Here is a 26508-nt window from a genome sequence, read left to right as displayed (position 1 = left end):
GATGCACTTGATTGATATTTGCCAAATCCCCATTTCCAAAACAGGCAGGGAAACTATCCCCGCCCGCTTTTATTTCCCGTCTTTTGTTTCCGCACTTCTACAGCACAGCTTTCAGGTCCTCCGTCAGCTGGTTCAGCTGCGCCCGGGCATCCTCAAGACTGGTGCCCTTGATGCCCATGTAGAATTTGATCTTTGGCTCCGTGCCAGAGGGACGGGCACAGCACCACGCGTCGTCGGGAAGCTCGAAATAAAGTACATTAGACTTGGGCAGGCCGGTCCTGCTTTCTTCCCCGGTAGCCATGTCCACAATCTTATCCGTTTGGTAATCCCTGAACTTCAGCACCTGACGGCTGCCGAATGCCCTGGGCGGATTTTGGCGGAGCTTCTCCATAATCTCCGCAATCTGCCTGGAGCCGTCGATGCCCTTTAAGGTGATGGTGTACTGGGACTCTTTATAATACCCGTACTTCCCATAGGTATCCAGCATCATATCCCACAGGGTCTTGCCGTGCTTCTTGCAGTATGCCGCCACCTCGCAGAGGCACATCACGGCTACGATGGCATCCTTGTCCCTTGCGTGGGTCCCGGCAAGGCAGCCGTAGCTCTCCTCCAGGCCGAACACATAATGGTTGCTGCCTGTCTGCTCAAAGAGCTTGATCTGCTCGCCGATGAACTTGAAGCCCGTGAGCACCTCTATGAGCTTCACGCCGTAGTTCTTCGTAATAGGCCTTGTCATATTGGTGGTGACGATGGTGGTCACCAAAGCGGGATTCTCGGGCATGGTGCCTGTGGCCGTCCTCTCCCGCAGGATGTATTCCGCAATCAGCATGCCGGACATATTGCCGGTGAAAGACACATATTCCCCGGTTTTGGAATCCTTGGCATAGACGCCCAGGCGGTCCGCATCCGGGTCTGTGGCCAGCACGATGTCCGCGTCCTTTTCTTTCGCCAGGCGCAGGGCGTAGGTGAAAGCCTTAGGGTCTTCGGGGTTAGGATACTCCAGGGTGGTGAAGTCGGGATCCGGATTCTCCTGCTCAGGCACCACATACACATGCTTGAAGCCCAGTTCAGACAGAATGCGCCTGGCGGGGACATTGCCCGTGCCGCACAGGGGCGTGTATACAATCCTGATATCGTCAGCCACCTCCCGGATGACCTCCGGGTGGATAATCTGCTTCTTCAGCTCCGCCATATACGCGTCATCGATTTCTTTTCCGATGACCTGGTACAGGCCCTTAGCCCTGGCCTCTTCTTTATCCATGGTCTTTACGGTATGATAATCCTTGATGGCCTGCACTTCCTCAATGATCTGTTTATCAAAGGGGGCGGTCACCTGCGCGCCGTCCTCCCAGTATACCTTGTAGCCATTGTACTCCGGAGGATTGTGGCTTGCCGTCACCACGATGCCCGCCGTGCAGCCTAAGGTGCGCAGGGCAAAGGAAAGTTCCGGCGTGGGCCGCAGAGCGTCGAACACATAGGCCTTGATGCCGTTGGCCGCAAGGCACAGCGCCGCCACGTCCGCGAACTCAGGGGACATGCGCCTGGAATCATAGGCGATGGCCACGCCTTTCGCCCCGGTTCCTTTCTTCAGGATGAAATTGGCCAGGCCCTGTGTAGCCTTGCGGACCGTGTAGATATTCATGCGGTTGGTGCCGGCTCCGATGATGCCGCGCAGGCCGCCGGTGCCGAATTCCAGCTCTTTGTAGAACCGTTCCTCGATTTCCCCCTGATCATTGCGGATAGCCAGAAGTTCATCCTTGGTGCCCTGGTCGAAATAATCGTCTTCCAGCCAGAAATTAAACTCGTCCATATAACTCATTTGCTTCTCCTCTTTTCTGCGCAGCGTTTTCATGGCTTGGGGATTCCTCCCCTGCATCTGCATCCTGCGCCATAGCAGACACTTTACACTGACTTACCCTGATTTTACCATATATTGGCAGGCGATTCCATACAAAAGATGTAAATTTATGCGCTCATCCAACGGCGCATCTCGGTCATGAGCCTGGCGATGTCCAGGGGCTTGGACATATGAGCGTTCATCCCGGCCTCCCTGCTGGCGGCGATATCCTCCGCAAAGGCATTGGCGGACAGCGCTACAATGGGAACGGACAGCGCGTCCCCCCGGGGGAGCTTCCTGATGGCGCGGGTGGCTTCATAGCCGTTCATCACGGGCATCTGGATATCCATCAGTATCATGTCAAAATACCCTTCCGGCATGGCCTCGAACCGCTCCAGCGCCTCCTTGCCGTCCGAGGCGCATTCCACTGCCGCCCCGGTGGCGCCGATGATCTCCATGGCGATCTCCTGGTTGATGATATTATCCTCCACCAGCAGAATCCTCCTGCCCTGGAACATGGTATCCCCGGCAGTCCTTTCCGTCTTCTCCGCCTCCGCGCTCTGCTCTGTAAATTTCTGCAGCTTCAGCAGCAATGTCACCGTGACCTTGGTCCCCTCTCCCAATGTGCTGGCCACCTTGATGCTTCCGCCCATCATGTGCACGATATTCTGGGCGATGGTCATTCCCAGCCCGGTGCCTTCAAGCTTGCTGATCCGGGAATCCTCCGCCCGGCTGAAAGGCTCGTAGATATGGGGCAGGAATTCCTCTGTCATCCCGATTCCGCTGTCCTCAAAAATGAAATCATAGGAGCAGCATCCGTATTTTTTCGTCTCCCGCTCCACCACAGTCAGGCGCACCTTTCCGCCCGCCGGGGTGAACTTCGCGGAATTGTTCAGAATGTTCAGAAATACCTGGCTGATGCGCCCTCTGTCTCCGATGACGTCCCCGTGTTCCACCTGTATGGGAGAGACCGTAAATTCAAGCCCCTTTTCCGCCGTCTGGCCGCTCACCGTCCCGGCCACCTCCTGAATCAGCTCCGAAATCCTGAATTCGTCCGCCACCAGATCCACATTGCCGGACTCGATCTCGCTCATGTCCAGGACTTCATTGACCAGAGAGAGCAGGCTGCTGCTGGATGCCTGAATTTTCCCCAGACAGTCCCGGACCCGCTCAGGATCCTCCACATTGTCGGAGGCGATTTTCGTCATTCCCATGATTCCGTTCATAGGCGTGCGGATATCATGGCTCATCCGGGAGAGGAACTCGCTCTTGGAGGCGTTGGCATGGTTCGCCGCCTCGCAGGCCGCCTGAATGGCCCGCTGCTCCTCCATCTCCTTGCGCTTGCTCTCTGTCACGTCCTGGGCCGCGTAGACGATTCCGCTGGCCTTTCCCTCCTCATCGGTCTGCGCCATCACCGCGGTAGCCCGTATCCAGCCGTAGTCTTCCGCCGCGCCGTCACCGCTCTCCGGTATCTTGCGGTAGGCGAAAGTCACGAAAGGCTGCTCTTTCCCCAGAACCTGGCGCAGGTTTCTGCTGCTCATAGTATGGAGGTAATCCGCCCTGTCTTCAGGATGGACGAAATGCTCCGCGTAAATGCGCAGCGCCGTGTTATAGTCCGCCTTGTCCCCCAGGATCCTTCCCACTTCCTCCAGCTGGTTCACGCTGCGGAGCTGATTCTGCTCCAGGTCCCCATAGTAGGTAGTGAAGAACATGCTGCTTAAGCTGTCGATGATTCCCGCCTGCTCCTGTTCCAGCTTCTGACGCTGTTCCTCCTCCAGCTTCTCTTTCGTGATGTCGCGCCCCAGGATATTCACCAGAATCTGTCCGCCTTTGCGGATATAGGTCACATGCTGCTCCAGCCATTGCACATCCGGCCCCTTCAGACGGTAACGGCAGATTTCCTCCGCGTAATCCCGGGTCTTTTCCGCCAGGGCGCGCATATGCTCCGGATTCATCACTTTCCGGAAAATCTCCATATCCTCCGGATGGACGGTATTTTCCAGCGCCCGCCGGTAATAGAGGGTATATCTGCCCGTTCCCTGGTTCTGAGGCTCCGCGCTCTCATTCAGCCACACCCGCTCGCACTGATCGTCCTCCAGATGAATCGTGGTCATGACATGGAACCGGGATTTCAGGATGGCCGCCATCTGCATATCCCTCTGGGAAAGGGCCTGCTCCTGGCGCACGCGCTTATCCACATCCTGGAGAGCCAGCACCGTATAGTTCCTGGTGCCCTGATTCCTGCCGAAATACGCGATGACAGCCACGTACCGGTACTTGTTCCCCTCACGCCACTGACAGAGCATATCCGTCTTCTGCAGCCCTGTGTCCCTGGCCTGGCGCAGGCCCTCCAGAGAGAATTTCTGCCGGAACTTTTCCCGGTTGTCGGGATGCATCTGCCGGACCAGGCGGGAATGCATGACCACATCCCACATCAATGTCTGGGAGATCCATCCCTCCTGGCTGTATCCGCCCTCCCTGACCAGATTGACGTTTCCGGCTTTCAGATCGATGGTATAGATGCCCAGGTTCTGCTCCCCCAGAGTGCGGGTGACCTCCTGCAGGCGGACGCTGGTCTCGTCCAGTTCCAGGCTCTCTTTCAGCATATCCTGCACGTCCTTGATATAGATCAGGACGGTCTGGTTCCCATCCGTATACCCGGAATCCGGCGTCACTTCCAGCATGTTCCAGCGATAGCCGTTGGGCGAACTTCGCCTGTAGCTGCAGGTCAGATTCTTCCGTCCGGTGCACAGCGCGCTCTTGAGATATTCCAGATGCGTAAAGCTCAGGAACCGGTCCGTGTCCTCCGGATGGATGCTGCCCTTTTCCATAAACTGCTCCAGCCAGCCGGTGAACGTAGCCGCCTTGCACTCTATGGCCCATTCCTCTGCCCCCGACTTGACCACCTCGTAGCTGTTCTGGCTTAAGTTCACCCGCAGTATCTTGCGGTAGACATGGCTGAACTCATCCATATGGGGCGTCAGCGTGATCACAAAGACGGGAATGTCGCCATCCCATCTCATCCGCTTCGCCTCCATATCCACTGTCCCCAGAACATTGTCGCTGTTGATAGACTGGCTTTCCTGTTTATCGCCGATGTTCAGAAGCGGGCAGTTGGAGCAGGAATTCTTCCACAGCCTGTCGCAGGTCATCCCCTTTTTCACATTGGGAGCCATTTTCTTGATACGCTTATTAAAATACAGAATTTCGTGATTGTCTTCCCGGATCACATAGATGCCCGTATTCGGTATGGCGTCCAGGATTTTCTCATATTCTTTGCTGCCCATGCATATTTTCCCCTATCCGTTCTGCGCGTGTTACCTGCCTATATTTTAACACGTAATACAGCAGGAGTCAAACCTCTGCCCGGTTTATCACGGCTATTCTGACACTTTCAGCGAATAATCGCTTCTGTCCAGAGAGAAATTGGGGTTGTAGTAGGGATCTCCCGCCTCCAGCTCTTTCTGCCATTTCTTCCGGAAACGCTCCGATTCCAGATTGTAGCGCCGGGCCCGCTCTCCGGTGTCGTCCAGCCCTCTGGAGACGGATTCATAGTGGAACAGCTCCGCGAACGGGGTGAAGACGTTCAGCAGCCCCATCCCGCGCAGCTTCAGGCAGAAGTCCACGTCGTTCAGGGAGACCGCGAAGCTTTCGTCCAGGCCCCCCGCGGAAAGGTACAGCGACTTTTTCACCAGCAGGCAGGCCCCCGTCACCGCGGTCACGTCCTGGGCATAGCACAGGCGCCCCATGTATCCCAGGTTCTGGCGGTGCTGCCTGTAGTGGGTATGGCCCGCGGTCCCGTGGGCTCCCAGCCCGATTACCACCCCGGCGTGCTGGATGGTCTTGTCCCCGTAATAGAGCTTCGCTCCCACCGCGCCCACATCGGCGCGCTGGGCGTACATCAGAAGCTCCTCCATCCAGTTGACGGTGATGACCTCCGTATCGTTGTTCAGAAGCAGGACATACTCACCTGTGGCATATTCCACTCCCAGATTGTTGACGGCGGAATAGTTGAACTCTCCCCTGTAGACGACTATGGCGATCCTGCCGTCGGCGCTCTTTGCCGGGCCGCCGTCCCGGACCGCGGAATCCTCCTGCCAGTCCTGCCCTAAAAGGCTGCTGTAATAAGACCTGATTTCCTCCGTGGAACTGTTGTTCTCCACGATGACAATCTCATAATTGTCATAGGTGGATTTCTCCAAAATGGAGGAGACGCAGCGGCGCAGATCCGGCTCATGGTCCTTGTTGGCTATGACAATGGAAATCTTCGGCGTACCGATAATATTGTAACGGATGCGGAATATAGTCTCGAAAGCCCTGGTGCTCTCGATTTTAAAGTGCTCATATCCATGCTTCCTCAGATGCTCCGCCACCGCTCCCTTGGCCGCCTCTATAGCATAAGGCTTGGCCTCTATACCCGCGGCCACGCTGCCCGAGTGGCTCCTCCAGTAATACATGAGCCTGGGCACATGGACGATTTTCTTCGCATTGTCCGTCAGGCGCAGAATCATGTCATGATCCTGACTGCCGTCGTATTTCGTGCGGAACAACTCCTGACCGTCCAGCAGTTCCCTGGAAAAGACGCTGAAATGGCAGATGTAATTGTTGGCCCGCAGATTGTCCGGCGCGTAGTCCGGCTTGAAGTGCATGGTCAGCATGCGGTTGATGTCGTCCCCCTTAAAGGTGGTCTCATCGCAATACAGATAATCCGCATTCTGTTCATTGATAGCTTTCACATATTCATAGAGCACGCTGGGGTGGAGCAGATCGTCCTGATCCAGCAGGCCGATGTACTCGCCGGTGGCCATCTGCAGGCAGGCGTTGGTATTGCCGGCGATGCCGCCGTTCTTCTCCAGATGCTTATAGAGGATGCGGCCGTCTGACCTGGCCGCGTATTCCTTACAGATTTCCCCGATATAGCTGTGGGCCTCATCGGAGCCGTCCGCCAGGCACAGTTCCCAGTTTGCGTAAGTCTGGTTCATCACGGAATCCAGCACTTCCTCCTGGTACTGTCTCTCATTGTTCCACAGGGGCAGGAGGATGCTGATCTTCACCATACGCGGGAAGACGGTCTCCCGCTCGGAAGCCGCCTGCTCCGGCGAGGGAAAGCTCTCGGTGCCAAACTGGCCTCTGGCCTCCCGCTCCCGCTTCTTATAGGCCAGCTTCCGGAGCACGCCTCTGAGGCCGCCGCAGTTCTTCAGTCTGTCTCTCTGGCGGATCATCCAGTGCAGCACATCCCTGGCAGGCCTGCCCGCTTTCCAGAGAGGATTGTTCTTGATACGGTTCAGCTTCCACTCCAGCTCCTCATTTCTAGCCTCCAGATCCGCGATCCGGCCCGCCAGATCCGCGCATTTGAGATGCTCCTTTTCATAGGACTCCCTGTAATCTGTCTCTTCCATACTTTTCCTCATTTCCGGGCATATTCTCCATCAGTCTTTTCCGCGCGGACTCCTGTCTGCCCTGTCCCCAGGCCACCCGGACAGGCTTCCGGAACGCGCCATGCCGTGCTTTTCCTCTCACATCAAATCCTGTGCCATGGAAAGCGGCAGCCGCACGATTTCTATCCTTGTCCGCAGGGTATTCTCAGCTTCCCGCTTCAAGCCTTTCAGGGAAATATTGATATTGGGATCCTCCGTGGGAAAAATGATGCTGGGATGGTCCCTGTGCTCCTTCTCGTCCGGCTTCACGATACGGCCGTTGGCGTACAGCATCTTCCGCCTGTGGAGGCACACTGTCTCTCCGTTGAAAGTCATCTCGGCAATCTTCACCATGCAGGGGTACATTCCGGGATCGATCCGGAGCATCTCCACTTCTCCGCTCACTTTCAGCTCCAGCTCTATCAGCCAGTCCCCCTGATAGGCGTCCCGGACGAAATAGGAGTCTTCCTCGCTGTAGCCCTGGCCCTTGTCTTCGTATATCTGGACTTTGTTCACATCCTCCGAATCCTGGTACCTGTCCAGCCAGTCCTGGGGGTTCATGACGCGGCATCCGATTTTCTCCCGCATTTCGGCCATGGAAGAACGTTTTCCCGTCACAAAGCGCTGGAATTCGCCCTCCTCCTCCCAGAAATCCTTCACGTCCTTCTCCGTCATGGAAAGCTCCCGCAGAATCCAGTCCAGGCTGATTTTTTTCCGCTTCTCGTCCTCCAGCAGATACCAGTAGGCAGCCCGGAAAGCCAGCAGCTTTGTCTCCACAGGCTTCCCGAAGGTCCATTCGTAGTCGATCAGCGTCCACTCTCCCCGCAGGAGAGCCTCCAGCGCGCTGCCTTTCGCCTCCGAAGATGCGCCCTCTGAAGATGCGCCGCCGGAACCCCCGTTTCCCTCCAAAGAAAGCTCCGCCCCTTCGGATTCAGAAAGCCCATTCCCGGAACCGCTTTCCCCCTGCGGCCTGATGAGCACATTTCCGAATACCAGGTCGAAATCCGCAGCCGGATAGCCGCTGTTATAGCCTGCCCGCTTCAGGAATTCCCGGAAGAACCTGCGGAAAGATTCGACGTCCCCCCGCTCCAGACAGGCATCCATCACCTCCAAAAGCGGCACTCCCTGCACATACTCGAACTGGGCGAACAGCTGCCCCTCCATCCGGGCCAGCTCACAGGTATTGATGGTAAGTTCCCCTCCCTTATACCGCTCCCTCAGGCTCTCATATGCGGCCGCCATGCCCCTTACATGGGCATCGGCCGCGCTGCTCATGGGGTATTTGCGCACCACGTCAGCCCTGGCGCCGTCCAAAGTCCAGCCGCTTAAGATTTCCGTGCGGATAGCGTACTCCGGCGCCCGGTCATTGGAATACTTCACGAACTTCGTGTCGAATCCTCCTCCGATGACTGCCACATAAGAATTGGAGAACACCGGGAACAGCCCCTCCTCCACCAGCCCGTCAAAGGCATTCTTCTCATTGAAGAGCAGCATCCTGGACCTGTCGAAATTCCGTATATTATTGAACAGTTCTCCTTTTTTCGGAAGGTATTCATCGCTGTACAGAGATGTCATGAATTTGTAATCCGGATAGGGGTAATAAAAATGCCACTCTTCCACGCCGCAGCGTTCAAAGATATTCTCCAGCCCGCCTCTGCCGAACGTGCGCACATCCCCGCCCGAGGCGTAATTCTCGATGCCGGAAAAGTAGGTGCCCAGATGGTCCTCTCTGCAGCCCGCGAAATATTTCAGGCCGTATTTGTTCTCTATGGCAATCACGATCCTGCCCCCGGGCGCCAGATGCCCCATCAGCTTTTTCAGATAGTCCTCATAGGGGTTCCCGCCCCCCATGTAAGCCCGGCCGTACTCAAAGACCCCAATCAGGCAGATGTAGTCAAAATCCCCGGGCAGTTCCGGCTCGATATCCTTGAAATTCCCCACATGAATGGTCACATTATCGCAGTCCCGGTGCCTGTAGGCATTGATCAGGCTGCGCTTTTTCGAAAGGTCCAAACAGGTCACCGTCCCGGCCTTTCTGGACAGCGCTCCCGTAATGGCGCCGCAGCCGCTGCCCACCTCCAGCACCTTGCAGCCCTTGTCCATGGGAATCCAGTCCACGATATTCTCCCGCAGGGGGGAGAGATGGTAGAGAACGGGCCATACCCTGCGCTCCTCTATGATGTCCTCATACTCCGCGGCCGTCCTGTTCATTGCGATTTCCAGCAGCTCGTCCTCCATCTTGCCCTCGCTGTAGAAATCATTTCCGGGATACCGGCTGTAATCCAGCCTGACTTTTCCAATTTCCTCTATTTTTTTATCTGCCATTTATCTGTCCAATCCGCTACCGCACATACCAGCGCTGCATAAACAGCACTGACAATCGGTGCAAGTCTGGCAGAATGCCCAATCTTTTCGGGTATCCTGCCGCGTGCAATTCAGATTTTCAAGCGCCATGCACTTTGGCGCTTTAGGCTGTGTATTTACAGACTCAGAAAATCTTCGCACGCTTTTACCGCAACCTTGGAATCCATGTCAAAATATCCAACCGTGTCCTTATCTGACACTACTGTCACATCCAGCACATCATAGAGCCTGTGGTACACCTGGAAACGGTCCCCCTCATATCCCGTGACCCCCAGCGAGAGCAGGTACTCCCCGCCCTGGAGGCTCATTTTCTGGGTAAAGGTAATGTCCACCACCTGTCCCGGCTCGCCGCTTTCCAGAAAAGCCTTCTCTATCATGGTGTTGGTGCCCGTAATCTCCGTGCCCAGGGCGTCCTTAAAGGAAAAGGCGAAAATCGGCGCGGGCACACGGGCTTTAAAAGCCACCCGCATATGCAGAGTGAACTCGCTGCCCTTTAAAATGGCCAGGGCCCGGACGCCCCGCTCATCCGTCAGGTAGTACTCCATGATTTGGGCTTGTTTCGTGCCGTACTCCTGCACATCCGGGTTCACCGCCTCTTTGGCGTGACTCTCCTCCAGGGCCGCCTGCTCCTCCTGCCCGGGAAACTCATACTGCCCTACCAGCACTCTCTTGTAGGCGTCGATCATCTCCTTGGGGGATCCCTCCCCCAGCAGCGTGCCCTTGTTCAGCAAAAATACTCTGTCGCAGTACTTGCTGATGACGCTCAGGTCATGGCTGACGAATACGATGGTCTTGCCCATTTTCTTGAATTCTTCAAATTTATGGTAACATTTTGCCTGAAAGAATACATCTCCCACGGAAAGGGCCTCGTCCACGATCAGAATCTCCGGCTCGATATTGATGGCCACCGCAAAGGCAAGGCGCACGAACATGCCGCTGGAGTAGGTCTTCACCGGCTGGTTCACATAGTCCCCGATATCGGCGAATTCCAGTATCTCAGGCAGCTTCTCTTCAATCTCTTTGTCGGAAAAGCCCTGCATGGTGCCGTTCAGGTACACGTTTTCGATGCCATTGTACTCCTGGTTGAAACCGGCCCCCAGCTCCAGAAGGGCGGAGATGCGCCCGTCTACTCTCACTTCGCCGGAGGTAGGGTTCAGCACCCCCGTGATAATCTTCAGGATGGTGGATTTCCCCGAGCCGTTGGTACCGATGATGCCTACGGTCTCTCCCTTGCGGATACAGAGATTCACGCCGTTCAAGGCATAGTGCAGCTTGTGGCCTTTCCTCCTGTTCAGGCCAAAGGCGTCCTTCACCCGGTCCCTGGCCCTGTCGTAGAGCTTGTATATCTTTACCACATCTTTGATTTCTATTGCAGGAAGCGCTACCTCCTGTACCTGTATCTTGCTTTCTTGATTTCCCATGACGCCCCTTTGTAATACAAATTTGTAGTCTCCTTACAGTACATCCGCGAAATGGTTCTTCAGACGTTTGAAGACGGCCACTCCTATTCCGAACAGCACCACTGTCACAATCCAGAAATACATAGTGGAAAAAAAGTCCTCAAAAAACCATTCCTGCCGGTAGATGGCGCTGCGGAAACCGTTGACGATATACACCAAAGGATTCAGCTTCAGGACCATCACCCATTTCTTCGGCGCGGCATCCAGATTCCACAGGATGGGCGTGGCCCAGATTCCGATCTGCAGGACGATATTGATGATCTGGGTCAGATCCTTGAAAAAGACCACGATGGAACAGGTGGTATAGCACAGTGCCAGCACGAACACAAACAGGCAGATGCTGTAATACAGAATCTGGATGGTATAAATCGTAGGATAATAGCCGTAAAGCGCCGCCACGATCAGCAGCACCGCCACGAAAAACACATGGATGAAAGAGGCGGCGATAATCTTGATGATGGGCAGGATGCTGATTTTGAATACCACCTTTTTCACCAGATAATCGTATTCCCGCAGGGCATTGGTGCCGTTGTTCAGGGCCTCGTTGAAATAGAACCAGGGCACCAGCCCGGCTGTCAGGAAGAGCACAAAGGGCGCATCCTCCACGCCCCGGCCGGCGCCGCCCATAAGCTTGTCAAAGACAATGTAGTACATCACCACAGTCACCACAGGCTGGGCCAGGGCCCACGCCGCCCCCATATAGGAGCCCGCGTAACGCTTCTTGAAATCATTCTTTGCCAGCTTCCAAATCAGATGCCTGCTCTGGTACAGCTCTACCGGGATGGTGGTGAACTTTTCATACCATTTCGCGAAGACCAGGCAGGCCAGCACGATTATCCCGCAGGAGAGAATCTTTTTCAGCAGCTCCTCCCGGGGATTGGCGCTGGGCCCGGGATTCTGATGGATGATGATGGTCAGGGCCATTAGGAGCCCCGCCAGGGAAAACAAGAAAATCCCCGTTTTTTTACTTATCTTCATGGGCCTGCCTCTTATAATCTTCCAGACCGCCCCAGTTTCGGTCCCGATCCACCATAATCAGCTCCATCCCCTCCGGAATCGGCCACTCGATACCGATGGCAGGATCGTCGTACACAATCCCCCCCTCATCGCCGGGATGGTAGAAATCCGTGCATTTATAGCAGAATTCCGCATAATCCGACAGCACCAGATAGCCGTGGGCAAAGTTCTTCGGCACGAAAAACTGCTTCTTATTCTCCTCCGAAAGCAGGACGCCATGCCACTTGCCGAAAGTAGGCGAACCATCCCGCAGATCCACCGCCACGTCGAACACCTCGCCCCGGATGGCACGTACCAGCTTGTCCTGGGCAAACTCTTTCTGGAAATGCAGGCCTCTCAGGACGCCTCTTCTTCCGGAAGACTGGTTATCCTGTACGAACACCTCAGGGATACCCGCCTCCTTATATGCCTCGTAATGATAGGATTCGTAAAAATACCCTCTCTCATCGCCGTATACCGCAGGTGTAATGACCTTAAGCCCCTCTATCCCACATGTCTCTACCTGAATCTTGCCCATCGCAGGCCCCTCCTTCTCTTTTCCCTTTGATACTACATAACACCAGAATTTACCATACTGCATTGGTTAAACGTATATGGCCGGCGTCATGTAGTCAGGTTACTCGCAAACTTTAACTGTCAAGCAGTATGATTTACTGTATCTGAAGATAACTGATATTCATGTCCACATTTCCCTCGATTCCGTCTATGGCCCCCTTGGAGGTGTACTGCCACATATGGTAGAATCCCTGGTAGAGCGGCGCGTGCCGGTACTCTGCCAGCCAGATGCAGTAATTCTCCAGATTCTCCACATGCAGATTGTTGTTGTACCAGTTGCGGCTGGCGTAGACTCCCGCCGTGTATCCCGCATTGGCGATGGTGCGGCAGAACGCCTCGCACACCAGCGTCCTGGTGTCCACGTCCAGATTGTCCGCCCGTCCGTTCCCTCCCGCGCCCTCGGTGTCGATAAACACAGGATAATCCAGATCATACTCCCGAATCAGCTCAAGCACGGCGGAAGCCTCCTCCACGGCCTCCACCTCGTTCACCGCCTGGGTGAAGAAATACACCCCCACAGGGACGCCGCTGGCGGCGGCGCCCCGCATATTGGCGGTGAAGCAGGAATCCTCCACCAGGCTGCCTGTCACGGATCCCCGGTAGCCCGCGCGGATGATGGCAAATTCCACGCCCGCGTTCTTTACCCTGTCCCAGTCGATATTGCCGTTCCATTTGGACACGTCTATGCCCACTCTGGAACCTCCCGTGGTCTTCTGAAGCTGCTGTATCTCTGTCTTGTCCGCGTCCGCCACGGCGTCCGCCACGGCGGTATCCTCCGCGGCCACATCAATGTCCGCCTCAGTCAGAATCAGCAGGGAGATATCGTCAATCGCCACATACTCCACCTTATCCTTGACCCGCACTTTCGTCTCGTTGGCCGGCATCCGGTACCCCTCCAGGGGCAACAGCTCCACACGGTACTCCCCGGCCGGCAAATCTCCGACATAAATGATGCCGTCCTTGTCCAGGTCCTTGTACTCTCCCAGTCCCTCCAGCTTTACCAGAAAGCTCTCCCCGGTGACCAGTTCCCCCTGCATGTCCACAATCTGAATGCGCAGGTCTTTCTCCACGGAAGTCACTACCATGGACAGCCTGGCGGCATTGTCCTTAGCCGCCTCCAGCACGGGGTTCTTCTCCGGGTCAAAAAAGGTGTCGTCCCGCAGAAACGCGGACAAATCGTCCCCAATCTGTCCGTTCACCACGCCGTTGCTGCCCGCATTCCCCTGGCCGCCCTGGCCCTCTTCTGTATCTTTGGTCTGCGGCTGCGGAGTCTTTGCCGGCGTCCCGCCGCCTCCCATGCCCCCATTGGTGTACAGCACCAGCAGCGACACCAGCAGAATCATTCCCAGAGAGGCCAGAATCGCCATTCTGCGTATTTTAGAGTCCATTTGCTACCTCTACCAGATATTTTCCGTAATTGGTCTTCATAAGGGGCTCCGCCAGCGCAAGCAGCTGATCCTTGTCGATAAAGCCCCTCTTGTAAGCAATTTCTTCGATGCAGGAGATATAAAGACCCTGGCGCTTCTGGAAAGCCGCCACGAAATCCGCCGCGTCCAAAAGCGAGTCATGGTTCCCGGTGTCCAGCCAGGCAAAACCACGGCCCAAAGTCTCCACCCGGAGGGTTCCCCTCCGCAGATATTCGTTGTTGACGCTGGTGATCTCCAGCTCCCCTCTGCGGGAAGGCTTCACGTTCCTCGCGATTTCCACTACATCTTCGTCATAAAAATACAGACCCGGCACCGCATAATTGCTCTTGGGGTTCTCCGGCTTCTCCTCGATGGAAAGCGCCTTGCCGCTCTCGTCGAACTCCACCACTCCGTACTCTCTGGGGTCGCGGACATAATAGCCGAAAATGGTGGCCCCCTTTTCCCTTGCGGCCACTTCCCTCAGGACCCTGGAAAAGCTCTGTCCGTAAAAGATATTGTCCCCCAGCACCAGCGCCACCCTGTCGCCGTCTATGAAGTCCGCCCCTATCAGGAAGCTTTCCGCCAGGCCGTTCGGATGCTCCTGCACGGCATAGGACAGCTCCATGCCGAGCTGATGTCCGTCGCCCAGAAGCTCCCGGAACACCGGCAGATCCCTGGGGGTGGAGATGATCAGGATCTCCCGGATGCCCGCAAGCATCAGCGTGGACATCGGATAATAAATCATCGGTTTATCGTACACCGGCATAATCTGCTTGGAAACCGCTTTCGTCAGAGGATACAGCCTGGTGCCGGATCCGCCTGCCAATATGATTCCTCTCATAAAAACCTCCGTTCTCTGCGTATATAAAACGCGCTAAATGGGAACGATGTGATTCGTCCCCATTTTTCCCGGGAATTGTTCAAATCATTTCCGAACAACTCCTTATTTTCCGTACATGTCGGCGTAGTATTTCTGGTAATCGCCGCTGGTCACATTCTTCATCCACTCCTCATGTTCGAAGAACCACTGGATGGTCTTGCGGATGCCCTCCCTGAACATGGTCTCAGGATACCAGCCTATGGCGGATTTAATCTTATCCGGCGCGATGGCGTATCTGCGGTCATGTCCCTTGCGGTCCTCCACATAGGTAATCAGATCCGTGGTCACATGCGCCTTTCTGGGGTCGTCGTCCGGCAGCATCTCCCGGAGGGTCTCTATGATGATGTGGATGATTTCGATATTCTGTTTCTCATTGTGGCCGCCTATGTTATAGGTCTCGAAAATCTCGCCCTGCTCCTGCACCATATCGATGGCCTTGGCGTGATCCTCCACATAGAGCCAGTCCCTGACATTTTTGCCGTCTCCGTACACCGGGAGCTTCTTGCCCTGAAGCGCATTGTTGATAATCAGGGGAATCAGCTTCTCCGGGAACTGATAGGGGCCGTAATTGTTGGAGCAGTTGGTGATGTTGGCCGGGAAATGGTAGGTGTCCATGTAGGACTTCACCAGCAGGTCCGATCCCGCCTTGCTGGCGGAATAGGGGCTGTGGGGATCGTAGGGCGTGGTCTCATAGAAAAACGCGTTCTCATCATCCGGCAGGGAGCCGTACACCTCGTCCGTGGATACATGCAGGAATTTCTTGTCGGGCCTGAAGCCTCCGTCCGGCAGCTCCCAGGCCGCCTTGGCGCAGTTAAGCATCACTGCCGTTCCCAGCACATTGGTCCGCACGAACACCTCCGGATTGCGGATGCTTCTGTCCACATGGCTCTCCGCCGCGAAATGCACCACCCGGTCTATGTCGTTCTCCCCGAATATCCGGGAGATTGCTTCCTTGTCGCAGATATCTGCCTTTACAAAAGTATAGTTCGGCTTGTCCTCCAGGTCTTTCAGGTTCTCCAGATTGCCTGCGTAGGTCAGAAGGTCTACATTGATGATGCGGATTTCGTTCCCGTATTTCCGGAACATGTAGTGGATATAGTTGGAGCCGATGAAACCGGCGCCTCCTGTCACAAGATAAGTACGCATTTTTTTCTCCTTTCTGTGAGGTAAACTATTATTAGGAATTGTCGGAAAACAGCCGCTTCCTTAGTATGGCAAAATCAGACGGAATACATTCTTATTCCTGTGCCTGTCTCTCAAAGTGGTAGAGCACGAACTGATATTTGCCCAGCTGCTGATTTCCATAATTTGCTGTAATATTATATCCCATACCGGACACTGCCTCAATCTCATTCGCATCCAGAAAATCCGGCGTAAAATACCACACATCATCCGATGTGGCCTGCGTATAATTGCCATTTACCACTTCCGTATCTCTGAAATAATGGGAAAGCACCGTCCATCCGATATGCTGGATTCCATTACTCACGAACTGGGTGTCTTCTGCAGGTTCCCCGAGATAGTACAGAACCTCCCCTGTCCTCTCATCCTCACTGTCCACGACTGCTTTGTAGCTCCCATAATTGCCGATGCCTCTGGCGAACAAAACTACCAGGGCCAGCATCAGCACACATTTTCCCGCGCCGGCAAATCCGCTCTTATGGAAATGCCCTTCCATTCTTTTGAGTAATTCAAGGATACGTTTTGACCCCGCAGCCAACATTATGGCAGAGACCGCACAGAGCGGATACAGATATCTGCTTGTCAGGAGCGGGCGTACTGCAATGCTGAGGCCATATGCGAAAACCAATGTGCCTGCTATGGTCAGCAAACCCACAGCAAATGTCCATGTCTCATCGGACCATTTCCCGGTCGACGGCACTGTCACATTGACAAAAAACCTGTCCTCCCTCTTCTCTGTGTGAAACAGCGAGGATTCTGTCAGGAATAACGCCGCAGCCATTATGAACAGCAGCGCAAGGACAATACTGCTCATCCCGGCCCCGCAGCCTATCATATCAAGGCTGGTACCGATGCTTTCGATTTCCGTCATCCACCAGTTGCGGCTGACGTTTCCCGTGGCGCGGAGCAGCTGGCTCAGCCAGGGAGCATAGATGGCGAGAAATGCCAGCATCGATGCCAGTCCCTTTATCCACACCCTGCCCCGGTACCGCAGATAAGCGATGGCGCTTGCCATGAACATCATGATACCGGCCGCAACCAGCGCATAGTAGTGGGAATAGGCCGCGACGCTTGCCCAGAAAACCATCCCGATCCATCCCGCTGCCCTGCTGCCGCTCAAAATCCGGGACACGCAATAGTAACACCCAGCCAGACCTAAAAATGCCAGCGCATACATCCGGATTTCCATATTGTATTCCAGACAGGGTGCCGCCAGGCCGGATATCATCACAAAAAAGGCCGCCGGCAGATTTCCATACCGTTTCCTCAGCAAAGTGACCGCCCCTATGATTCCCATGCAAAAAGGTACAAAGGAGGCAAAATGATATACCGGGACCGTATAGCCGAACAGCTCCGCAAATAGTTTCATCCATACGAAATGCAGAGGCGGATGGTTCTCCTCTTCTGTCAGAATCCAGAAAAGCTCGCCCCAGCTGCCGCGTATCGCGTTACAGGTATAGGCCTCATCGCCCCATACCACATTGTCGAACATCAATCCGAAATTCAGGCTGACTACCAGCACAGCCAGCGCATACAGTCCTATGGGAAACAGGATTTTCCTGCTAAACCTTGCCGGCGCCAGGTTGCGATACCCGTCCCACTCTACCGTCACTTTCACTTTCCCCGCACTATACAGCCACTCCGCCGCGGCAATCAGCCCTGCGGCCACGGCCTCGAGGAAAATGTACTTCAGCGTGAACACGGGAGACCGCTCCATCTTTTCCAGAACAGAAATGCCTTCATCGCACATGGCCACCATGACAATGCTGGTGAGCAGTATCGACAGCAGGGCATAGACCATATACCGCCCCACCGCCTGCAGCGCTGTCAGGTTTTCTTCTTTTTTGTACAATTTCCGAACCAATATAGGTACGACGGGCACCATCAGCCCGAAAATCAAAGCCTGCATCTTCCTGTATGCTCTCCTTCATCTCCGACAGTAAATCAGACTGCCCTCAAATTTACCCTGCACGGGCCCGTGCACAAAAAGGATGACTGCTGCAGCCATCCTTTTTGTGAATCCTTTAATAGCCAAGGTAGCTGATATTCATATCCACATTACCGCTGATACCGCTGACACTGCCGGTGGATCTGTACTGCCACATGTCATATCTGCCCTTATAGGTAGGAGCGGCTGCATACTGGGCCATCCATATCTTGTAAGCACTCAGGGCCGCCGCATCTATCTGAGTCTCCAGCCAGTACTTATTCGAGTAGACTCCCGCTGTGTAACCGGCATTCTGGACAGTCTGGCAGAATGCCTTGCAGACGGCGGTTCTGGCAGCCTTGTCAATCCTGTCGCCACGGCCGCCGCTGGACTCCACGTCCAAAAATACCGGGTAGGAAATCTTATAATTTTTGATTTGGTCCAGCACCATGGAGGCTTCCTCCACCGCTTCGATTTCATCAGTGGCCTGTGAGTAGAAATAGACACCTACTTTCAGTCCGGCAGCTATAGCCCCCTGAATATTCTCCTCAAATCTGGGATCTGCAATCAGCTTACCCTCCGAGGAGCCCCTGTAGCCACAGCGTATGATGACATAGGAGATACCTGAATTCCTCACTGCGCTCCACTCAATCCTGCCATTCCACTTCGACACATCGATGCCTACAGTACCGCTGCCTGCAACCAGAGAACCATCGCTGGCAAAATTATATTTCGCTCCCTGAATGACCTGCTCTCCGGTGACCTTTTTGCCGTCTGCCGTAAAGTAGTATACCTTTCCGTCAATGGTCTGCCAGCCTGTGTATCTGGCATCCGCCGATTTCACATAGAAAGCGCCCGCCGTATAATAATCGGCATTGGTGGCCTCCCGGTAATTGTTGTTCTCCAGCACATAAATCTGCCTGCCGCCTGCATCTTTCAGCAGCGTGCCGGTATCCTCTCTGGGATTCTTCTTCACGGTGACGGTGCAGGCAGCAGTGACCACCTCCATCCCTTCCGTGTAGCTTATGGTGATGGTAGTGCTGCCCGCCGCAATGCCATTCACTGTGACCACATTGCCCCGGGCGCTGACAGTGGCTTTCCCCGCATCGGAGGATGTGGCAGTCACATTAATCTCTGAAGTAGCATTGACTACCTCTGCAGTGATATTCGCAGAGCTCTGGGTGTACACTGTCATGGCATTCTTATCCAGCCGCATGGCCAAGCTGCCCTTTACCGTCACAGCTATCACCGCGGTGCCTGCGGTGTCGGCGCCGCCGTTCTTATAATTGGCCGTCACGGTCAGATTGGCCGTGCCAGCCGCCTTTCCCTGTACCGTGATATTGCCTCTGGCATCTATCGCAGCCGTGGCCACCGAGGCATTGTCCGAACTGATCATATAATCTATTGTGCCGCCTTCCTGAGAACCGGATGCTGTGGCAATGGCAGCAAATGTACCCCCCACTGTCCCGGTCAGCGACGCCTGATTCACTGTCACGCTCACGCGCGCCGGAGCCGGCGTGGGCGTAGGAACCGGAGTCGGTTCCGGCGTAGGTTCTGGTGTCGGTTCCGGCGTAGGCGCAGGAGTCGGCGCGGGAGTCGGTGTCTCCGGTGCGGGAGTCGGCGTGGTCTCCGGTTCCGGTGTCGGCTCATCTGTAGGTGCCGGCGTAGGCTGGCCTGTATTCTCGCTCATGCGCAGGAACCGCTTTTCAACCGCCAAAGCCATAGGATCCGGTATCGTGCTCTTATCCACCTTATCATAAGCTGTGGTAATCGTCTTGCTCTCCACCCAGGCCACCGTATCCTGCAGACTGGATTCCACCACTGTATCGTTCTTTTTGGTATCCTCCTTGCTGGCGTCTATCTCGCTCTCCTGCTTGACCTCATTGGATACGTCTACTTTTTTGTAGTCTATTTCTTTCCTGACTTCCACGGACTGAGAGTCCATGAAAAGGATATAATCGGCATACTTTTCATCCGTTAAAGCTTCCATCGACACCTTATATGTCCCGGGCTTGATGTCCTTTTTATAGATGATACCGTCCATGTCGTCATCGGACCAGATGCCTGTCTTGCCGTCGGGATCGGTAATCGTCACCGAAAACGGCACATTGGGCACCAGCTTTTCTGTCTTCTTATTGATGAATTTAATCTTCAGATCCTTCTGGATGGAAGTGAAGCCTGGCTGCACGGATACCTGCCTTTCATAGCCGCTTTCATCATAGCCTTTCTTCGGCTCGCCGTCTGCCCCGTCCACTATGGCAGACGCCGCAAGCTTTGCTTTCTGCGCATCCGCTATGGCCAGCAGTCCGTCCTCACCAATCATCGCTATACCGTCCAGCTGTGTGCCTACATCCGCAAAATCCGCCACCTGCCTGTCCACGGCCTTCGCGCCGATATAGACACAGCCCGTGACGATTGCCAGTATCAATACCGCCGCTCCTGTGCCGATCATCACTTTGTCCATGGTGTCCATATGGCGGAGATAGTTTCCTATCTTGACGAGGAAACTTGCCGGCTGTCTCCTTTTTAAGGGCGGCTCCCGGTACTCCGTGTCATGGGCAACGGCCAGTTCCTCTTCCCCGTATAAGTCATCCCCTGCTTCATAGTCATCTTCTTCATAATGATATGCGTCTTCTTCCATGGCGTCCTCCGTCCAGCCGCCATCCCTTTCTATCGCTTCCTCTTCCTCGTAAAAATACGCCTCCTCTTCCATGGAGTCGTCCGCAAAGTCCTCCTCTGCGCTGTCCCAGTCATAATCGCGCCCATCATATTCTTCCTGATTCCAGGTTCTTTTATCAGAAGAGCCGAACAACTTTTTCATCTGAACATTATCCTTTCTGAAACGAAAACGTAATAATTCCGTAATAGTATAGCATTCTTTCCCGGCTTCTTCAAGTGACAATCCCATTTCTTCATAATTTCTTAAAATCTTAAAATCTTTTAAAAAGTTTTAAAGTACCATTAATAATGTGGACTTTCCTCTCTCATAATAGTAAAATGGAGTGCAAAGCAAGAAATGGAGAAAATATATGAAGAATCAGCACCTTTCCCCTGACACATCGAAACAATTCCATAAAATACCCGATCTGGATATCATAGACTTAGATCAGGAAGATGACTTGGGAGCTATGGGTTCAGATGAATCCGGGGACTCCCTCCTGCCAGACGAATCCCCGGAATCCGCAGAAAGGAAGCCGAGGGGAAACCAGGGCGTCTTCTCCCATATCAATATCCACATTGTCCTGCTGGCAGTGTTCCTGCTCTTTGTGGCAGGCATCATATACAAAATCGCGACTTTTGGCGTGCACATCGATCTGGATGAAATTTTTGCGGACGGCCCCGGCGAATATAACGACACCTATGATACGATTCTGCCCCTGTTGGACAAGTCCAACAATCCTGTATACATGGACTTTAGTGAGGGTTCCACGATTCTTGCTTTCGGAAACGCCCCTTTTGCGGACGACAGGAACTCAGAGGACAATCTCGTGAATCTCATGCGGCAGGAGACCGGCGCCACCATCTACAACTGTTCCATCAGCGGAAGCTATCTGGCCGCGCTGCGGACCGAACGGGATATGGAAACGGCTCCTCAGGACATTTTCCACCCATACTGGCTGTGCCAGGTGGCTGCCCACAATCAGTCTGCCTGTGACGATTACCTGAAAGCGCTGGAGATACTGGGAGATGATGCCCCTCCGGAGGCAAAGGAGGTCTACGATACACTGCAGTCCATCCGTCTGGAAGAGGTAGACGCCATAGTCCTCATGTATGACGCCAGCGACTATCTGGCCGGTCATGTCATGATCAATCCCGCGGATGCCACTGACATCACGACTTTTACGGGAGGCACAGAAGCAGTCATCGAATATCTGCAGTTTTATTATTCAAATGTCCGCCTCATCGTCATGTCTCCTACCTATGCCTATGCCATTGACGATAACGGCGATTATATCAGCAGCGACATGAAACGGTACGGCGGCCAGGATGTCCTGAGCACCTATGCCATCCTGCAGTACGCCTCCTGCGTGTCAAGAAGCGTCACTTTCGTTGACAACATATACAACACCATCACCGAAGACAATGCAGAGAAATACCTGAGCGACAACATACATCTGAACCCGGAGGGCAGAAAAAAAGTAGCTGAACGCTTTGCCTATGCGCTCAACTACTATAATGAGGCCAGCCGGAACTCAAGCCCCCCGGCGCAGGACTGAATGGGTGTCAGCCCAGATCCGGAATGATTAGCTCTACCTCCATATCCCGGTAAATTGTATAGCCGTCCACCTCTCCGAACCGCACCCAGCCATAATCCTCCGGCTTCCCCCGCACTTTTGTGTCGGGGCGGAAAATCACATAATGACAGTGATATTCCCTGGAGAGGGGGACCAGCTTCTCCATCTCGATGACCTCTGCCTCCATCTCATCCCGAAGCGGATGATAATAGTTCCATCTATCCACCGTAGTCTCCCGTCCGTAAGGCATACAGGTCACCGGAGAATACTGGCGCACATACTGCACCAGCTCCAGCGGAAATGCCGCCATGACCTCCCGCCCCGGCACATTGATGGCATCGCAGATGTCCACGACGGTATCCGGCACATGATAAATGTTCTCTGCCCGGGAGAAAAACGGGCTGCTGTAGACAAAGCTTCCGGATACCATTATGACTCCCGCCGCGCACAGAGCGAAAACCTTCGCTCTGCGCTCCCCGCTCCCAGCCATGCGCCCATAAATACAGATACAGGTATACGCAATCACTACCGTCATGGGAAGCAGCCACAGAATCCGGTAATAAATCTCCCTTTCCACCACGGCGTACACCAGCCTGTAGAATACAGGATTGAAATACAGAAGCAGCAGAATCACCGGCATATAAAGGAACAGAATCCTCAAATGTTTCCTCTTCTCATTCATCCACAGATAGACAAGGCACAGAATATACCATATCACAATCAGCCCCGTACCCATATACTCCCGAAACAGAGCAGCCACATCACTCCACATAAGCCCTCCACTCTACTACAATACAGTCATCAAAAGTCCAGGAACAGGTACAGCGCCGCATAAACCACACAGGGCATACAGGTAAGCGCCAATGGCGGCAGTATCCATGGACGCCTATAGCAGATTGCCCCCAACAGCCCGGCCACCCCTACGGCCATGCACATCAACAGCACTCCCAGAGTGCTGCACAGGCATCCCGTCATCATGACTATTCCAAAAAGCAGATATAGCAGGACGGAAATCCGCTCCTTTTCCTGAAGCTTATGCAGCAGCAGCAGCAGCAGCAACAGGAGGAAAGGAATCACGATATTGCCCAGGGCCGCCTTTCCCTGCCTGCTTCTGGCAATCATGAAATTCTCCACCGTATAAATAGAATAATTTCCGAACAGAACCAGTATTTCCGTAAAAATCAAGAACAACGCCTGCTGGCCTCTCCTCTCCGGAAACAGCTCCCTGGCAAACAGATAATAAATCCCATATGTCATGGCAATCAGAACTACCGGCAGCGCCACCTGCGCCACTGTGACTGTACGCACCCCCGACACTTTGGCCAGAAACGCGATCCAGATGGGGAATGGCGCCAGCCCGTGCCTGCTGTCCAGTTCCGTTCCGCCGATTCCGCCTGTGTAGGGAAGCACCTGATACATAGTATCAGAGTTCTCTGCCACAGAGGCTACGGCCACATAATATGCATCGTCCGTGTCCGCATAGGCCAGCCTCACCGCCTGCACCAGCTGAAAAAGCAGCAGTGCTCCGAAAAGGGCCCAGAGCACAGCGCTCTCTCCGGGTTTTTGGCCTGCCGCTCCCCCGGCCATCCGGAAGACTAAAGTCCCTGCCTTTCTCCTGCGTTTTACCTCCAGCGCCAGTGCCAGAAGCGTCAGTACAGCCGTGTACCCCGCAAACAGCTCTGTCAGAAAGGTGAAGCTCTGCTGCCTTAAGATCAAGGGCACACAGATCAGCTGGAACCCGGCCCACAGCAGAAACTGTCCGCTAATCCACCGGAAAATCAGATTCCCGCCGTATTTTTCCATATGCCCGAACAGGCCCCCGATAATGGCAGGGACCGCCAGCAGCAGCAGAACCAAAATCAAAAAATGAACCGCCACCATCCTCATATTCCTTTCTGTCCGGATGTGTTCTTCGACCCGGCAATCTTCTCCGGCCGCCCTCTGCCCATGAGCAGAAGCGGCGCCATATACCATAGCGCGTTGACGGCAATCGTCTGTCTGTAGTCCATCTTCCCGGCTCCCCGCATGGTAAGCCCCAGAATCAGAATTCCCGAAATCATGAAGCAGATTCCTATTGCCATGGCGATTTTCTTCCTGCTCTTTCCCGGACGGGCCTGAATCAGACACAGGAAAAATGAGAGGACCAGCATCCATCCAAACCACCAGCACCCGTAATCCACATAATCCCTGGTGAGCACCGGCGTCCTCTCCCGCATGACTTCATAATTCCTTCCGCTGCAGGAATCATATCCCTTTCCCTCCATCTGCATGGGAAAAATCAGGGGTGTCGCCGCATATCCCAGCACATCCCATCCTATCTGGCGCATCACTCCGGCTGCATGGTATTCCCATCCTGTCCTTGCCATCTGCAGATAGTATTCCTTTGCGGCCTCCACTCCCACCCGGCTCTCCAGCCTCTCCTGCAAAAGCCCCATATCATCCGGGCTAAGAGAGGCATCCCAGGCGACGGGCTGGAGGATTTCCGCCAGCTCCTCTCCATATCGCCCAAAGTCATTCCAGAGCGTGGGCCAGGCGAAACGGCGGGCCAAAGCGCCCTCCAGGCTATATCCCGCCTTTTCCTGTCTGTCCGCGTCAAAAGCGCCGGACAGACCCGTGAACACTGCCGCACAGGCAACAGCCGCCGCCAGAAGCGCTGCCGCCTGTTTCCTGCAAAGTTTCAGCAACGCCAGCAAAAGCAGCAAAAAAACCGAGCTCATGAGGGAATATGGCTGGAGGGAAAGATGGCACTGCAGGGCAAATGGAAAGGTCAGAAGCGCCAGCCCCCGCCAGGCGGCAAATCCTCCCGCCGCCGGCTGCAGTTTCTGCATAAAAAGATATCCGGCAAAAAAGGCGGCGGCCAGCTGCAGGGAATATGCCGCCCAAGGCTTCTCGCCCAAAAGGCGCAGCAATGCACCATACAGCCGGGAGTCCGGCTCACCGAACCCCTGGACCTGTCCGAAATTACCGCATATCCAGCAAATCCCCAGCACAATCTGAACGCTGAAGCCCATAAAAATCATTCCCCTAAGCACCATGTCCAGATACGGCGCTGTCTTTTTCACATATTCCATGGCCACTCCCACCGCCAGAGTCCCTACTGGTAAAATTTCCGGAGAGTCTCACAGATATAGTCCACCTGATCCAGTTTCAACCCATAGTACATAGGCAGGCGCATGAGGCGTTCGCTCTCTTTCGTGGTGTATCTGTCCTCCCCGTGGAACCGGCCGAACTTCAGGCCAGCCGGAGCGGTGTGGAGAGGAACATAATGGAATACCGAATGGATTTCATTGCTTTTCAGATAATCAATCAGCGCTGTCCTCTCTTCGATATCTTTTGCCTTGAGGTAGAACATATGCCCGTTGTGCACGCACCCCTCCGGCACCATGGGCAGTTCAATCTTCCCGGCCTCCGCCAGAGGGCTCAGGCTCTCGTAATACCTGTTCCAGATTGCCAGTCTGGCATCGTTGATTTCCTCCGCGATCTCCAGCTGGGCGTACAGATAGGCCGCGTTCATGTCGCTGGGCAGGTAGGAGGAGCCATAATTAATCCAGGTGTACTTGTCGACCTGACCCCGGTAGAACTTGCTGCGGTTAGTGCCTTTCTCCCGGATGATCTCCGCCTCCTCCACATTCTTTTCATCTCTGATCAGCAGCGCGCCGCCCTCTCCTGAGCTGTAATTCTTCGTCTCATGGAAGCTGAAGCACCCGAAATCGCCTATGGTGCCGAGAGCTTTCCCCTTATAGGAGGCCATGATTCCCTGGGCGGCATCTTCTATCACCGCCAGATGATGCCTATTCGCGATATCCATGATTGTATCCATCTCGCAGGCCACCCCCGCATAATGGACCGGCACGATGGCACGGGTCCGCTCTGTCACCGCGTCCTCTATGAGCTTTTCATCGATGTTCATGGTGTCCGGCCTGATGTCCACGAACACAGGAACTGCCCCCCGCAGCACAAAGGCATCCGCCGTGGACACGAAAGTGTACGCCGGCATGATGACCTCATCCCCGGGCCCGATATCCGGCACCAGGAGAGCCGCCAGCTCCGTGGCATGGGTGCAGGAAGTGGTCAGCAGGCATTTAGCCGTGCCGGTCTTCTTCTCAATCCATTCGCTGCACTTTTTCGTATATAGCCCGTCGCCGCAGATTTTCTGGTTCTTCACACACTCCTGAATGTAGCCCATAGCCTTTTCGGCATAGGGAGGTACGTTAAAGTTTATCATCTT

Annotated in this window: 17 protein-coding genes; 1 reads left to right on the top strand and 16 read right to left on the bottom strand. The window is 54.6% G+C overall.

Going from position 1 to position 26508, the window contains the following annotated elements:
* Positions 1-97 precede the first annotated feature (97 nt).
* From NFS35_RS03550 to NFS35_RS03495, 12 genes are all read right to left on the bottom strand, one after another.
* Positions 98-1819: a phospho-sugar mutase gene (locus NFS35_RS03550; RefSeq protein ID WP_251205771.1), complete on the bottom strand. Its 1722-nt coding sequence runs from the start codon at positions 1817-1819 to the stop codon at positions 98-100.
* Between the two features lie 146 nt (positions 1820-1965).
* Complete coding sequence (locus NFS35_RS03545; protein WP_251205770.1) at positions 1966-5124, bottom strand: PAS domain-containing hybrid sensor histidine kinase/response regulator; 3159 nt, start codon at positions 5122-5124, stop codon at positions 1966-1968.
* A gap of 93 nt (positions 5125-5217) precedes the next feature.
* Positions 5218-7236, bottom strand: a complete 2019-nt coding sequence (locus NFS35_RS03540; RefSeq protein WP_251205769.1) for a glycosyltransferase family 2 protein — start codon at positions 7234-7236, stop codon at positions 5218-5220.
* 117 nt (positions 7237-7353) lie between these two features.
* Positions 7354-9579, bottom strand: a complete 2226-nt coding sequence (locus tag NFS35_RS03535; RefSeq protein WP_251205768.1) for a class I SAM-dependent methyltransferase — start codon at positions 9577-9579, stop codon at positions 7354-7356.
* Between the two features lie 155 nt (positions 9580-9734).
* Positions 9735-11039, bottom strand: a complete 1305-nt coding sequence (locus NFS35_RS03530; protein WP_251205767.1) for an ABC transporter ATP-binding protein — start codon at positions 11037-11039, stop codon at positions 9735-9737.
* A 33-nt stretch (positions 11040-11072) separates the two neighbouring features.
* Positions 11073-12056 (bottom strand): ABC transporter permease, encoded by a 984-nt coding sequence (locus tag NFS35_RS03525; RefSeq protein ID WP_251205766.1) that lies wholly within the window; start codon positions 12054-12056, stop codon positions 11073-11075.
* Positions 12043-12612: a dTDP-4-dehydrorhamnose 3,5-epimerase gene (rfbC, locus tag NFS35_RS03520; protein WP_251205765.1), complete on the bottom strand. Its 570-nt coding sequence runs from the start codon at positions 12610-12612 to the stop codon at positions 12043-12045. The genes NFS35_RS03525 and rfbC overlap by 14 nt, the downstream gene beginning before the upstream one ends.
* Positions 12613-12745: 133 nt before the next feature.
* Complete coding sequence (locus tag NFS35_RS03515; protein WP_251205764.1) at positions 12746-14038, bottom strand: GH25 family lysozyme; 1293 nt, start codon at positions 14036-14038, stop codon at positions 12746-12748.
* Positions 14028-14897 (bottom strand): glucose-1-phosphate thymidylyltransferase RfbA, encoded by an 870-nt coding sequence (gene rfbA, locus NFS35_RS03510; RefSeq protein ID WP_251205763.1) that lies wholly within the window; start codon positions 14895-14897, stop codon positions 14028-14030. Before rfbA ends, NFS35_RS03515 begins: the two co-directional genes overlap by 11 nt.
* 102 nt (positions 14898-14999) lie before the next feature.
* The gene (rfbB, locus tag NFS35_RS03505; protein ID WP_251205762.1) at positions 15000-16082 is read right to left on the bottom strand and encodes a dTDP-glucose 4,6-dehydratase; all 1083 of its coding nucleotides are present in this window, start codon (positions 16080-16082) and stop codon (positions 15000-15002) included.
* A 91-nt stretch (positions 16083-16173) separates the two neighbouring features.
* Positions 16174-18027 carry a hypothetical protein gene (locus tag NFS35_RS03500; RefSeq protein ID WP_251205761.1) on the bottom strand — a complete coding sequence of 618 codons (1854 nt, stop codon included), beginning with the start codon at positions 18025-18027 and terminating at the stop codon, positions 16174-16176.
* A gap of 115 nt (positions 18028-18142) precedes the next feature.
* Positions 18143-20866 carry a GH25 family lysozyme gene (locus NFS35_RS03495; RefSeq protein WP_251205760.1) on the bottom strand — a complete coding sequence of 908 codons (2724 nt, stop codon included), beginning with the start codon at positions 20864-20866 and terminating at the stop codon, positions 18143-18145.
* Between the two features lie 208 nt (positions 20867-21074).
* On the opposite strand from NFS35_RS03495, the gene NFS35_RS03490 reads away from it, so the two are divergent.
* Positions 21075-22262 (top strand): SGNH/GDSL hydrolase family protein, encoded by a 1188-nt coding sequence (locus NFS35_RS03490; RefSeq protein ID WP_251205759.1) that lies wholly within the window; start codon positions 21075-21077, stop codon positions 22260-22262.
* 7 nt (positions 22263-22269) lie between these two features.
* On the opposite strand, the gene NFS35_RS03485 is transcribed toward NFS35_RS03490, so the two are convergent.
* Genes NFS35_RS03485 through rffA form a run of 4 tightly spaced genes read right to left on the bottom strand, consistent with a single transcriptional unit; the run spans position 22270 to position 26505 of the window.
* Positions 22270-23052 carry a hypothetical protein gene (locus NFS35_RS03485; protein WP_251205758.1) on the bottom strand — a complete coding sequence of 261 codons (783 nt, stop codon included), beginning with the start codon at positions 23050-23052 and terminating at the stop codon, positions 22270-22272.
* 29 nt (positions 23053-23081) lie between these two features.
* Positions 23082-24161, bottom strand: coding sequence for a DUF6077 domain-containing protein (locus NFS35_RS03480; RefSeq protein ID WP_251205757.1), 1080 nt, complete (start codon positions 24159-24161; stop codon positions 23082-23084).
* Between the two features lie 2 nt (positions 24162-24163).
* Positions 24164-25351 (bottom strand): hypothetical protein, encoded by a 1188-nt coding sequence (locus NFS35_RS03475; RefSeq protein WP_251205756.1) that lies wholly within the window; start codon positions 25349-25351, stop codon positions 24164-24166.
* A 23-nt stretch (positions 25352-25374) separates the two neighbouring features.
* Entirely contained in the window at positions 25375-26505 is a 1131-nt protein-coding gene (gene rffA / locus NFS35_RS03470) for a dTDP-4-amino-4,6-dideoxygalactose transaminase (protein ID WP_251205755.1), read from the bottom strand.
* Between the last annotated feature and the right edge of the window lie 3 nt (positions 26506-26508).

Origin of the sequence: Acetatifactor aquisgranensis, from assembly GCF_943193215.1 — a bacterium.
Classification (GTDB): Bacteria; Bacillota; Clostridia; order Lachnospirales; family Lachnospiraceae; genus Acetatifactor; species Acetatifactor aquisgranensis.
Note: the sequence above shows the minus strand (reverse complement) of the source record. Positions and strands in the feature narration are given on the sequence as shown.